We start from the raw sequence: 13612 nt of genomic DNA, 5'->3' as shown, positions 1-13612 counted from the left end.
GGCCTGCCGTACAGGCAGCCCCCGCGATCACCTCCGGCGCGGCCGGTCACTACGATCGACCCACGTCTTCGCCGACCGCACGGAGGTAGGTCATGCCGCGACCGCGTGAACGTGCCGACCTGCCGTTCGCATCGCACCTCGAACCGCACGCGGGGCGCCTGGTCCCCTCCGGGGACTACGACACCGCTCTGTTCGACGGGAACGCCTTCGATGAGACGGACGCCGGTGACGCCCGGTTCATCGAGTGCGCGTTCTCCGGGGTGACCTTCACGAGTGGCCGATACCGCCGGGTGCGTTTCGCTGACGTGTGGATGCACAGCGTGAGATGGGTGGGCTCCGACTTCGGCGAGACGACCTGGCTGGACGCCGAGGTGATCGCGAGCGCGCTCGCGGGGATCCAGTTGTTCGGCGCGGAGTTGACCCGCGTCGTGTTCCACGACTGCAAGCTCGACTCGCTCAACTTCCGCGGCGCGACGCTGCGGGAGGTGTCGTTCGTGAACTGCAGGATGGCCGAGGTCGATTTCGCCGGCGCGACGCTCACCGATGTGACCTTCCCCGGCTCGCTGATCGAGGACGCGAGGTTCGACAAGGCGCGGATGAGCAAGGTCGACTTCACCCAGGCGACCGGCTTGGGGATCAAGGACGGGTACGACGCGCTGGCCGGCGCGACGATCAGCGGCGTGCAACTGCTCGACCTGGCGCCGATGCTCGCTCAGACCCTCGGCATCCGAGTCGCGCACTGAGCGGTTCCCGGCTCCCGTCTTTCCAGGTCATTCCGTGTCATTCCGGTACGGCCCGCAGACGCCGCCGGTGCGTCACGAGACCGGCGACGCACACCACCAGGCTCAGGGCCAGCACCACGAGGAATACGGCGATCATCGGATTCACCCACGAGGGGACGAGGTCGTAGCGGACGCCGTCGGCCCACACGCAGGTCTGCCGCACGGGCAGCGACAGGTGCTCCTCGATGGTGACGACGTCCGAACCCGCAGCGGGGACGGAGAGCCGCGATCTGTCGCAGATCTCATCGGGGTCGAGAAGGTAGAAACCGGATCCCACACCCGCCGTCCAGCACAGGCCCGCGCCTATCACCGACATCGCGGCCACCTCGACGGCCGCCCTCAGCGACGAGTCATGTGTCGGCCCCGGCAGTCTCCGCCGTTTGAGCGCACGGACGGCGCGCCAGGACAGCCGAATGGCCAGCAACAGAAAAACAAAGGGTGCAAGTATCAGACATAAGAGGAAAAAGTATGTCATTGCGGCAGATTATCGCGAAGGTGTGAACGGCCCGGTGGTGCTGATCCATTCGACCACGTTTCAGGCGGAACGTTCCAGTCCTGAAGCCTGCCGGAAGCATGCCCGGGAGACCGCCCGGCGAGGCGCCGAGCAGGGACCGGCCCGCTGAGAGACCACTCCGCGAGGCCGCCGATCAGGAACCGGACGCCGGATCGCCGTCGCTCGTGCCGGATGACAGCCGTTGCCCCGCGATGTGGTCGACCAGGGAGCCGAGGTCCTCCAGCACGCGCGGGTCGTGGTCCATGTCCACGATGACGTCGAGCTCCGTCTCGATCACGTCGATCAGTCGCACCATGGTGAGCGACGTCACGCCCATCGCGACGAACGACGTGTCCGCTCTCAGCACCTCGGCTGCCGTCAGCTGCCCGTCCGACGCCTTCTCCAGAGCGGCCGCCAGCGATTCCCGCAGGCGGCTCCGGTAGGGACGCATGTCGGTCCAGATCGTGTCGATCCACTCCAGGCACTCCTGCCGCGAGCCTGCGGGCCCCTCGGCCGCCCACCCGGCGGGCAGATCCGTCTCCGACGGCCAGATCGAGTACTGGCCGTCGCGGTTGACGACGACGCGATGGTTCATCTCTCTCCTCGAGATCGGACGCTCACAAGTGAGGCGTCGGAGGGGCGGGGGACGCCGTCGGTTCCGCCGCGAGCGCCGGAGCCGGTCTCCTTGGCCGTGCTCGCGGAGCTGACGCTTTCCAGGCCGATGAGGTCGTCGGCGACGGCGTCGGGGACCCGGTCGTCGAATCCGGCCAGCCAGCGCAGCGCCACCAGCGCGATCACCGCCATGAGCACGGCGAACAGCAGATACATGAACCCGATGCCGCGCCCCTCGCCCGTCCCGATGACCGCGCCGACCGTGGGCGCGAGCGCGCCTCCAGGCGCCAGCAGCGGCTCGAACAGGTCCGTGCCGTACGGCGCGATGAGACCGAAGCCGACGGGCAGGGTGGACCAGGCGATCATCGTGTTCAGGGCGAAGACCCGGCCGTGCAACCGCTGTGGCACCTTGACCTGGACGATCGTGGTGTAGATGCCGTTGAGCAACGTGAGCCACAGCGCCATGCCGAAGGCGCCGGCGGCGACCACCCACAGCTCCGCCCGCAGGCCCGTGACGAAGCAGAAGGCGGACAGGACGAGCGTCGACAGCAGCACGCCGCGCATCCGGAGATGGCGCGGCCCGCCCCACATCGACATCGCCAGCCCGCCGATCGTGACTCCCAGGCCGGACAGGAAGGAGACCGTGCCGACCTCGCTGAGCGTGGCGAACGACAGGACGAGCGGCGAGATCATCAGGAACAGGGGAGAGAGCGGGAGGTTGAGGATCGCGAAGAACGACAACATCTTGCGGAAGTCGCGGTTGCCCCAGACGTAGCGGAAGCCGTTCGCGATTTCGGCGGTGAGCGACTCCTTGCGGCGCCAGGCCATCGAGGTGGGGAACCGCACGAACACGATGAGCGTGATGGCGACCGCGTAGCTGGCGACGTCGAGGGCGAGGATGCCGCCGAGGCCGATGGCCGACAGCAGGCCGACCGCGAGAAGCGGGGTGAGGAGCTGGGCGAGCCCGCCGCCGAGCTGGCCGATGCCCGTCGCGTGCCCCAGATAGCGCTTGGGCACCAGCTGCGGGATGGCCGAGCCGTACGCCAGCCGCTGGAACGTCAGAGCGAGCGACAGGAACACGATCGACGGGTACAGATGCCAGACCTGCAGGTTGCCGGTCCAGGCCAGGAGCCCGAGCATGAGTTGCACGCCGCCGGCCGCGATGTCGCCTCCGAGCATCACCTTCCGGCGGTCGTACCGGTCGACGATCGCTCCGGCGAGCGGCGAGACCACCAGGCCGGGGACCAGCCCCAGCACGGTGAACAGCGCGAAGCGTGCGACGGACCCGGTGGTCAGGTAGATCCAGATCGGGATGGCGAACTCGGTGAGAGCCGAGCCGGTGATCGACACGAGCTGCCCGCCGGCCACGGCGGCGAACCTGCGCATGCTGGGCTCCGGCCCGGTGGAGTGGCCGTGGGAGACGGTGCCCTCGATGGCGTTCCCGCGGGACACCTCGTGCAGCCGCCAGGTCTCCCGCGGCGGCGGCTGCTCGGTGAGCAGCGGCAGCGTCACGATCTCGGCGAGCTCGGCCGCGCGGTACTTCAGGAAGAAGTGGCCGGCCTCCTCCAGCACCACCACGGCGGAGGTGTCGGTCAGGAAGTGCCACTCGCGGTAGCGCTCCTGGTAGTAGTCCGTTGTCGGGTCCTTGCCGCCGGCGATGGTGACGATCGGGGCGCGCAGGCGATCGGTGCCCTCGTCGAACAGGCGCGTGTAGTAGTCCTCGGCCGCCGTGGAGTCCTCGCGCATGTTCTGGATGATCGAGCGGGCCTGCGCGGGATCCAGGTCGCTGAGGTCGACGCCCAGACCGGTGAGCCAGTTCGCGTAGCCCCGGTCTCCGCGCAGCGCCTCCATCCTGGCGATCTTGGACAGGGTGGTGGCGACGCGTCCCTTGGGGCGGGCGAACGGGAACATCGCGCCGATGTAGACGATCTCGACCGTCCGCCCGGCCTGCTCCAGCCTCCGGGCGATGTCGATGATCAGCGCCGAGCCCACGCCGCAGTGGCCGTACAACGCGATCGGGCCGCGCACCTTCTCCTGGATCTCGGCCACGCAGCGGGCGGCCAGCTCCTCGAACGGCAGATGTTCCTCGTCGAGCCCGACGTCGTGCCCGGGGATCGCCACCGCCCAGAGGGAGTACCGCTCCGGGAGGGCGTCGGCGAGCGGCTGGTAGACCACCGCGCTTCCCCCGCCGTACGGCACGCAGACGAAGCTCAGCTCGGCCGTACGGCGGGGCGTGAGCTCGTGCAGCAGCCCGCGGGGCGCCCGCTGGTCGGCGGGGGTGTCGACGAGGGCGGCGAGCTCGCGGACCGTGGGGTTCTTGAAGACGTCCATGACGCTCACCCCGCCCCCGCCCGTCTCGGCCGCCATGCGGCGCAGCCGTGTGACGAGCTGCGTGGCCAGCAGGGAGTGGCCGCCCAGATCGAAGAAGTCGTCGTCGGCCCCGACCCGGTCGAGGTCGAGGATCTCCGTCCAGATCGCCGCCACCGCCAGCTCGGTCGGGGTGGACGGGGGTTCGGAGGCCGTGGGCCCCTGCCGCGCGGGCGCGGGCAGCGCGCTCCTGTCGAGCTTGCCGTTGGGGGACAGCGGCAGCAGGTCGAGTTCGACGAACGCGGCGGGGACCATGTAGTCGGGCAGCACCCGCTTCAGGACCGTCTTTTCGGGTGTCGTGCCGACGACGTAGGCGACCAGCCGCTGGTCTCCCGGCCGGTCCTCACGCACGATGACCGCCGCGTCGGCGACACCCGGCTGTTCGCGCAGCACCGTCTCGATCTCGCCGAGCTCGATGCGCAGGCCGCGCAGCTTCACCTGGGTGTCAAGCCGGCCGAGGAACTCCAGCGTGCCGTCCGGGCGCCAGCGGGCCTGGTCGCCCGTGCGGTACAGGCGGGCTCCCGGCTCCCCGAAGGGGTCGGGGACGAACCGCTCCGCGGTCAGGCCGGGTCTGCCGAGGTAGCCGAGCGACACCTGCGCGCCGCCGATGTGGAGCTCGCCCGGCATGCCGACGGGAACCCGCCGCATGCCCGGCCCGAGGACGTGGAGCGTGGTGTTGGCGACCGGCGCGCCGATCGGCACCCTGGCCAGATCACGCAGCGCCTCCGCCGTGCAGTGCCAGGCGGAGACGTCGACGGCGGCCTCGGTGGGGCCGTACAGGTTGTGCAGCTCGGCGGGCAGCGTCTCGACGCAGCGGCGGGCGAGGTCGGCGGGCAGCTCCTCGCCGGAGCAGATGACCCGTTCGAGCGTGCCGCAGGCGGCGACGCCCTCCTCGGCCAGGAACATCGCCAGCATGGACGGCACGAAGTGCAGCGTGGTGACGCCCTCGGCGACGATCAGGTCGCGCAGGTAGGCCGCGTCCTTGTGCCCGCCGGGGCGGGCGAGGACGAGCCGAGCGCCCACCATCAGGGGCCAGAAGAACTCCCACACGGAGACGTCGAAGCCGGCCGGCGTCTTCTGCAACACCACGTCGCCGGACGTCAACCCGAACCGGTCCTGCATCCATCGCAACCGGTTGACGATGCCCCGATGCGTGTTCGGCACACCCTTGGGCCTGCCGGTCGACCCGGAGGTGTAGATCACGTACGCGGCGTCGAGGGGACCGGCCCGCCACGGGGGCTCCGCCGCGGGACCCTCCGAGGAGGGTTCGCCCACGTCGTCGAGGGGCAGCAACGAGCAGCCGGTAAGGGCTGCCCCGAGTGTGGAGGCGAGGGCGGTGAGACCGTCGGACGCGCCGAAGGTGAGGACGGCGGACAGGGCGCCGTCGGCCGCCATGAAGGCGAGCCGCTCGGCCGGATATTCGGGGTCGAGAGGCACGTAGGCGCCGCCGGCCTTCAGCACGCCGAGCAGGCCCGCGACGAGCTCGGGCGAGCGTTCGGCGCACACGCCGACCCGGGAGCCCGCAGTGACGCCGTGCGCCCGAAGGGCCGCCGCGACGCGTGACGCCCGCTCGTCGATCTCGGCGTAGGTGAACGTGACGCCCTCGAACGTCACCGCGGGCGCCTCCGGAGTTCGGGCGACCTGTGCCTCGACCAGTTCGAGCAGCGTGGCGGGCGGGCCGTGGTCCGCCTTCGTGTCGTTCCACGAATCCAGCGCCGCCCGCTCGCCCGCGTCGAGGAGGTCCAGTGCCGACAGCGGCCTGGCCGGGTCGTCCACCGCCGCGCGCAGCAATGCCACCAGGTGCCGGCAGAGCCGCTCGACGGTCGCCGGGCCGAACAGGTCGGTGTTGTAGATGACGGAGCCGGACAGCTCGTCGCCGTCGTCGGCGAAATAGAGCTCCAGGTCGAAGCGCGTCGCCCATGACTTGAGGTCGAAGCCCTCGGCGTCCGCGCCCGCCGAGTCGTAGTTCTGCATGGCGAGGATGACCTGGAAGAGCGGAGACCGCGACACGTCCCTGGTCACGTTGAGCGCCGAGACGAGCTGCTCGAAGGGCACGTCCTGGTGGGTGAAGGCGTCGAGCGCGGTCTCCCGCACGCGCAGCAGGAGCTCGGCGAACGACGGGTCGCCCGACAGGTCCGACCGCATGGCCAGCATGTTCACGAAGCAGCCGACGAGCTTCTCCAGCTCGGCGGCCGGTCTGCCCGCGACGGGGGATCCGACGGTCACGTCGTCCTGACCGGCGTATCTCCCGAGCAGCGCGGAGAACCCGGCCAGCAGCACCATGTAGAGGGAGGCGCCGTGGTCCTCGCCGAGCCTGCGCAGCCCTTGGGCCAGGTCGGCGTCGATCCGCACCGGGTGACTCGCCCCGCCGTACGTCACCTCCGGGGGACGCGGCCGGTCGGTGGGCAGCGCGAGTGCCTCGACGCCGGCCAGCCGCTCGCGCCAGTGGTCGAGGCCCGTCGTCGGCAGACCGCGCTGCCACAGGGCGTAGTCGCCGTACTGGACCGTGAGGTCGGGCACGACCCGGCCCTCGTACAGCGCCATGAGCTCGCCGAGGAGGATGTTCACCGACCAGCCGTCCGCCGCGATGTGGTGGACGGCGAGCCCCAGGACATGGTCGTCGGGCGCGAGCCGTACGAGGAGGGCGCGGATCGGCGGGCCGCCGGCCAGGTCGAACGGGCGTGCCTGTAACTCGTCGACCAGCGCGCGGGCGGCCTCCTCGTCGTCGGCCTCGGCCAGGGTGAGCTCGACGACGAGTTCGGCGCTTCCGGAAGGGACGACCTCGAGGGCGGGAGCGCCGTCGGCGGTCGCGGGGAAGCGCGTCCGCAGCGTCTCGTGCCGCTCGACCACCTGACGCAGCGCCTCCCGCAGGCGTTCGGCGTCGAGCTCACGCCGGAACCGCCGGGCGACCGGGATGACGTAGGCACGGCTGCCGGGGGTGTACTGCTCCATGAACCACAGTCGTTCCTGGGCGAACGACAGCGGCGGTTCCTCCCCGGGCGGGCGCGCCGGCACGGTCGGCGTGGCCGCCCTGCGGCGCAGTCGTCGGGCCGCGAGGGCCCTGCGGGAATCCTCGACAGTCATCAGGCCTCCGTCTCCAGGAGCCGGGCGACCTCGTCGTCGCTGAGCTCGGACAGCTCTCGCATGACAAGTTCTTCGACCAGTACGGCCAGAGCGGCCACCGTGCGGTGGGCGAAGAGCTCGCGGATGGGCACGTCGACCTCCGCGCTGGCGCGAAGCCGGGCCGCGACCTGGACGGCGAGCAGGGAGTGGCCGCCGAGGGCGAAGAAGTCGTCGTGCACGCCGACCCGGTCGACGCGCAGGACCTCCTCCCAGACCTCGGCCACCAGGAACTCGGCGTCGGTCTCCGGCGCGACGAACGGCCGCTCCGCGGGCTGGTCCGGCGGGGCGAGCGCCCGCCGGTCGACCTTGCCGTTCGGGGTCATGGGCAGCTCGTCGAGCCGCACCCAGACGTCCGGCACCATGTAGGGCGGGAGCGTCTCCGCCAGGTGCCGCCGCAGCGCGTCGGGGTCGGCCGTCCCGGTGACGTAGGCGACGAGGGCGCCGTCGTGGGCGGCCACCGCCGCCTCACGCACGTCGGGGAGGGCGGCCAGGCGGCCCTCGATCTCACCGGGTTCGATGCGGAAGCCGCGCACCTTCAGCTGGTCGTCGGCCCGGCCGAGGAACTCCAGCCGTCCGTCGGCGCGCCAGCGGACCAGATCGCCGGTGCGGTAGGCGCGCCCGCCGTCGGGGCCGGTCACGAACCTCTCGGCGGTCAGGTCGGGGCGGCCGAGATAACCGCGGGCGAGCCCCGCTCCGCCGAGCAGCAACTCGCCGGCGGCACCGGGCGGCACCCGCCGCCCGTGTTCGTCCACGACGGCGGCGCGCGCCCCGCCGATGGGCACCCCGATCGGCGGGCGCCCGTTCGACGGCACGGCCTCCGCGGCGCCGAGGTCGGCCGCGGTCGCGATGATCGTGGCCTCGGTCGGCCCGTAGGTGTTGACGAGCCGGACCCGGTCGCCGAAGCGCTCCCGCCATCGCGCCACCGCCGCGGCGTGGACCTGCTCCCCGCCGAGGATCACCAGCCGCAGGCGGTCCGGCCAGGTCATGTCGTCGATCTGGTCCACCAGCCGGTGCCAGTACGCCGTCGGCAGGTCGAGCACCGTGACGTCCCGCCCGCGAGGCCCGGCGAGCAGTTCGGGCAGGCTGAGGGCTCCGTCGGGGAGCAGTTCCACCGTCGCGCCGGTCGCGAGCGCCGGGTAGACCTCCTCGGCGTGGGTGTCGAATCCGAGTGAGGCGAACTGGACGACGCGGTCGCCGGGCCCGAGCCCGTAGTCCGCGCGCATCCACGCCACCCGTGCCGCGAGGGCGCCGTGCTCGACCACCACGCCCTTGGGCAGTCCCGTCGAACCCGAGGTGTAGATCACGTAGGCCGCCTCATCGGGCGCCGGCCGGACGCCGTCGTCCGATGGGCCGTCTCCGGCCTCACCGGGATGGAGCACCGGGATCTCACCGGAGAGCCCCTCATGCCGGGTGATCACGAGCGTGGCGCCGCTGTCGGACAGCAGCCAGTCGATCCGTCCCGCGGGGAGATCGGGGTCGATCGGCAGGTACGCGCCGCCCGCCCGCCAGACGGCGAGCAGGCTCACGACGGCGTCGGCGGAGCGATCGAGGCAGACGCCGACGACGCTCTCAGTTCCCACGCCCTTGGTGCGCAGGCGGGACGCGAGCGCGCCCACCCGGCGGTCGAGCTGTGCGTAGGTGACCGCCTCGTCGCCGCAGCTCAACGCCACCGCGTCGGGCGTCACCTCCGTCACAGCCCCGATCAGCCCGGGGACGAGCGGGCCGCCGGTGACACCGGCCTCCTGGGCCTCGAACTCGGCCACCAGCGCCTCGTCGGCCGGGGTCAGCAGCGGAAGGCGGGAGAGGGGGCGGCGGTGGTCGGCGGCGACGGCCTCACACAGGACGGTGAAGCGTTCGGCCAGCCGGGCGACCGTGCCGGGGTCGAACAGGTCGCTGTCGTACCCGAAGGAGAGGGTCAGTCCCTCGCCGTCCCGCCACGCCTCCAGCATGAGGTCGAACTTGGCCTGCCGGTAACCGGAGTCGAAGAACTCCAGGTCCAGGTCCGCGAAGGTCCCCGCGGTCTCGGTCTCGTCCTGGCTGTGCAGGATGAGCATGGTCCGGAAGATCGCGTCCAGGTGTGGCCCGCGCTCCCTGCCGGTCTCGGCCGCGATCTCCTCGAACGGCAGCCGCTGATGTGCCATCGCCTCCAGCACGGTGTCACGGGTGCGGGCGAGCAGGTCGTCGAAGGAGGGGTCTCCCGACAGGTCGCCGCGGAGCACCAGCGTGTTGGCGAAGTAGCCGACGAGCCGCTCCAACTCCACCCGGTCCCGTCCGGCGAAGGTCGAGCCGACCAGCAGATCGCGCTTGCCGGTGTGCCCGGCGAGCAGGACCTGATAGGCCGCGAGCAGGACCATGAACAACGTCGCGCGGTGCTCGCCCGCCACCCGCTCCAGGGCGGCCGTCGGTCCGGCGGCGAGGCGCAGGCCGTGGAAGGCGCCCCGGTGCTCGGGAACGGCAGGCCGGGGACGGTCGGTCGGCAACTCGAGGGTCGGCGGGTCGGCCAGCCGCTCGCGCCAGTAGGCGATCTCCGGGCCGTCGTCCTGGCCGGAGAGGCCGTGCACGACGTCGCCGAACTGGATCGGCGGTTCGGCGAGGCCCGCGGCGACGCCGCCGCGCCGGGCGGTGTAGAGGAGTTCCAGCTCCTCCCTGAGAATGTTCAGCGACCAGCCGTCTCCCGCGATGTGGTGCAGGACGAGGCAGAACACGTGGTCGTCGTCGGCGAGCCTGAGCAGGCTCACCCGGAACGGCGGCGCGGCGGCCAGGTCGAACGGGGCGTTGGTGCGTTCGGCGACGAGTCGTCCGGCCTCGGCGGCGGAGGCGGCGGTGAGGTGCTCGACGTCGGGGCCCGCCTCGGGCGACACGGCGGTGACCGGCCTGCCGTCCGCCTCCGGATAGCTGGTCCGCAACGTCTCGTGCCTCGCCGCCAGATCGCGCAGCGCATCCTGGAGGGCCTCGGCGTCGAGGGCGCCGCGCAGCCGCCAGACGTTGTACATGTTGTAGGACGCGTCACCCGGATCCAGCCGCTGCAGGAACCACAGGCGTTCCTGCGCGCGCGACAGCGGGACCACCACGCCCTTCGGCCTGCGATGGAGCGGCGCGGGGCCCGCGCCGTCGGCCAGGCGCGCGGCGAAGCCGGCGACGGTGGGGTGGTCGAACAGCTCGCGGATCGGCACGGCGTCCATCCGGGCGACGACCTTGGCGGCCAGCAGCGAGTGGCCGCCGAGCGCGAAGAAGTCGTCCTCGACGCCGACCTCCTCGACTCCCAGCACCTCGGCGAAGACCGCGGCGACCCGCCGCTCCGCCCACGTGCGCGGAGGGGTCCGCGAGGGCGCTGCCGCCGGGCGCACCGCGACCGCCGAGGGCAGGGCGAGCCGGTCCACCTTGCCGTTCGGCGTGAGCGGCAGGGCGTCCATGTCCACGACCACCGCCGGGACCATGTACGGCGGCAGCGCCGCCGCCGCGTGGGCCGCCAGATCGGGGGCGTCGCCCACAACGAAGGCCACCAGCGCGTCGTTCCTGACGACGACGGCCGCGGCGCGGACGCCCGGATGCGCCTCGAGGACGGCCTCGATCTCCCCGAGTTCGACGCGGTGGCCGCGGAGCTTCACCTGGCCGTCGTCGCGGCCCAGGAAGACGACGCGTCCGTCGGGGAGCCGCCTGACCCTGTCGCCTGTGCGGTAGAGGCGTGAGCCGGGCGGCCCGTACGGGTCCGGCACGAACCGCTCGGCGGTGAGCGACGGGCGGCCGAGGTAACCGATGGCCACGCCGTCACCCGCGATGCACAACTCGCCCGGCACCCCGACCGGCGCCAGCATGCGACGCTCGTCCAGCACGTGCAGCCGGGTGCCCGCGATCGGGCCGCCGATCGTGACCTCCTCCGGGTGTTCCGGCACCTTCCAGAACGACGACCAGATCGTGGTCTCGGTCGGGCCGTACATGTTGACGAGCCTGCGCACCCGTCCGCGCAGATCGCCGGCGAGGGGGAGGGGGAGCGCCTCGCCGCCGACGAGCGCGTCCAGTCGCGTGTCGCGGAGCCCGGCCTCGGCGAGCATGCGCCAGCCGGACGGCGTGGCCTGGACGTTCGTGACGCCCGCCGTGTCGATCAGCCGGGTCAGCGCGGGGCCGTCGCGCAGCAGGTGGTCAGGGGCGATCTCGACCCGGCCGCCGCGCGTCAGCGGCAGGAAGATCTCCAGGGCGGAGATGTCGAAGGAGAGCGAGGTGAGCGCGAGCCAGGTGCGCCCCTCCTGCTCGCCGAGGATCTCGGCCATCGCGTCGAGGAAGCGCGCCAGAGCCCGATGGGGCACCGCCACTCCCTTGGGCCGCCCGGTCGAGCCCGACGTGTAGAGCACGTAGGCGGCCCGTTCCAGGTCGGCCGGTTCCCGCGCCTCCTCGCGTGCGCCCGCGGCGGTGTCCTCACCCGCATCCTCGCCGCCGGCGACATCCTCGATGAGCAGCACGCGGTCTTCGGGGAACAGGCCGGCGAGGGTGCGATCCGTGAGCACGGCGGTGGCCCGCGAGTCGTCCAGGACGAGGGCGATCCGGTTCCGCGGATGCTCGGGGTCGATCGGCAGGTAGGCCGCGCCCGCCCGCCATACGGCGAAAAGCGCCGCGATCATGTCGGGGGAGCGGCGCAGGCAGACGGCCACCAGACCGCCACGAGCACCCGGTCCATTCTGATCGGGCCCGTGCTGATCGGGCCCGTGCTGATCGGGCCCGTGCCGACCTGGTTCGTCCTGATCGAGCCCGGAGAGCAGGGCGGCGATCCGGTGGGAGCGCGCGTCGAGCTCCGCGTAGGTGAGCTCGCGGCCCTCGCAGGCGACCGCGACCGCGTGGGGCGTGCGGGCGACCTGCGCGTCGAACCGCTTGAGCACCGAGGCGGGTGTGGACGGGACCGCGGTGTCGTTCCACCGGCCGAGCAGGTCGGCCCGTTCGTCCTCGTCGATCAGCTCCAGATCGCCGATCCGCGCGCCGGGACGGGCGGCGATGTCGGCGAGCAGCGTCAGCAGGTGCCGGTGCATCCGCTCGGCGCTCGCCCGCGTGAACAGCGCGTCGTCGAAGGTGAGCATGGCCGCGGTGCCCGAGGGTTTCTGGACGATGTCCAGGGAGATGTCGGTCCTGGACTGCGCGAAGGGATGGTCGAAGGGCTCGATTCGCGTGTCTCCGAGCCCCGGCCCCTCGTGCTCCTCACGCAGGAAGTTGAACATCGCCTGGAAGAGCGGTGTCCTGCTCGGGTCGCGCTCGACCCGCAACTCGGTGACGATCCGCTCCAGCGGGACGTCGGCGTGCGCGAGCGCTCCCAGGACGCGGCCCCGGGTCACCCGCAGGAGTTCGCGGAAGGACGGGTCGCCGCTGAGATCGCCGCGCAGGACCAGCGTCTGGGCGAAGTAGCCGACCATCACCTCTTCCTCGACGAGGTCCCTGCCGCTCGTGGGGGTTCCGACGCAGATGTCCTGCCGGCCGCTGTGCCGGGCGAGCAGCACCTGAAAGGCCGTCAGCAGCACCATGAAGAGCGTGCAGCGTTCCGCGCGGGCGACTCGCTCGAGCCGGGCGAGCAGGTCGGCGGGCACGTCGAAGTCGATGTGGTCGCCGCGGCCCGAACGCACCGGGGGCCGGGGGCGGTCGGTGGGCAGTTCCAGCGGCTGGGAGCCGGACAGCGTCGAAGTCCAGTAGGCCGTCGACGCCTCGTCACCGGTGTTCTCGTGCCGGCGGCGCACGTGGTCGTCGTAGGTCATCGGCAGGGGTGCCAGCGGCGACGGCTTGCCGGCGTCGAACGCCGCGTACACGTCCGAGATGTCCCGCCGCAGCACCTGGAGCGACCAGCCGTCCGCCACGATGTGATGGACGACGATGACCAGGATGTGGTCCTCGGGGGCAATCGTGAGCAGGGCCATGCGGATCATCGGCCCGCGTTCGAGGTCGAAGGGCCGGCCGGCCACCTCCCCCGCGAACACGCGGGCCTCCTCGAGGCCCGCGCAGTGGGCGAGCTCGACCCGGGCGGGGTCCGTGGGGACCCGCACCGGCGTGCCGCCGTGCTCGGCGAACCGGCAGCGCAACATCTCGTGCCGATCGAGGACGACCGCGAGTGCGCGTTCGAGTGCCTCGGTGTTCAGCGCGCCCCGAACCCGCAACATCATCGGCAGGTTGTAGGAGGCGTCGTCGGGGTTGAGGCGGTGGAGGATCCACAGCCGTTCCTGGGCGAGGGTCAACCCGGTCATCGCGACGCCTCCCTGAGCGT

General features: G+C 72.0%; 6 protein-coding genes. 2 read left to right on the top strand and 4 right to left on the bottom strand.

Translation table 11 applies throughout. The features are described from left to right. Window positions 1-92 precede the first annotated feature (92 nt). On the top strand, window positions 93-743 hold the full coding sequence (locus tag Psi02_RS12135) for a pentapeptide repeat-containing protein (protein ID WP_203973546.1): 651 nt from the start codon (window positions 93-95) through the stop codon (window positions 741-743). A gap of 37 nt (window positions 744-780) precedes the next feature. Here the strand turns inward: Psi02_RS12135 and Psi02_RS12130 are convergent, their stop codons facing one another. After that, entirely contained in the window at window positions 781-1098 is a 318-nt protein-coding gene (locus tag Psi02_RS12130; RefSeq protein ID WP_203973545.1) for a hypothetical protein, read from the bottom strand. Window positions 1099-1195: 97 nt separating this feature from the next. Here Psi02_RS12130 and Psi02_RS12125 point away from each other — a divergent pair, with 97 nt between their 5' ends. After that, window positions 1196-1405: a hypothetical protein gene (locus Psi02_RS12125; protein WP_203973544.1), complete on the top strand. Its 210-nt coding sequence runs from the start codon at window positions 1196-1198 to the stop codon at window positions 1403-1405. A 24-nt stretch (window positions 1406-1429) separates the two neighbouring features. Here Psi02_RS12125 and Psi02_RS40960 read toward each other — a convergent pair whose 3' ends face one another. From Psi02_RS40960 to Psi02_RS12110, 3 genes are read right to left on the bottom strand one after another with little or no spacing between them, the layout of a single operon-like run. Then, window positions 1430-1870 (bottom strand): MbtH family NRPS accessory protein, encoded by a 441-nt coding sequence (locus tag Psi02_RS40960; RefSeq protein ID WP_203973543.1) that lies wholly within the window; start codon window positions 1868-1870, stop codon window positions 1430-1432. Then, a complete protein-coding gene (locus Psi02_RS12115; RefSeq protein WP_203973542.1) occupies window positions 1867-7338 on the bottom strand; it encodes a non-ribosomal peptide synthetase/MFS transporter in 5472 nt (1823 codons plus the stop codon). The genes Psi02_RS40960 and Psi02_RS12115 overlap by 4 nt, the downstream gene beginning before the upstream one ends. Continuing rightward, window positions 7338-13592 carry a non-ribosomal peptide synthetase gene (locus Psi02_RS12110; protein ID WP_203973541.1) on the bottom strand — a complete coding sequence of 2085 codons (6255 nt, stop codon included), beginning with the start codon at window positions 13590-13592 and terminating at the stop codon, window positions 7338-7340. The genes Psi02_RS12115 and Psi02_RS12110 overlap by 1 nt, the downstream gene beginning before the upstream one ends. Window positions 13593-13612: the final 20 nt, after the last annotated feature.

The sequence above is a fragment of the Planotetraspora silvatica genome (assembly GCF_016863315.1).
GTDB lineage: Bacteria > Actinomycetota > Actinomycetes > Streptosporangiales > Streptosporangiaceae > Planotetraspora > Planotetraspora silvatica.
Note: the sequence above shows the minus strand (reverse complement) of the source record. Positions and strands in the feature narration are given on the sequence as shown.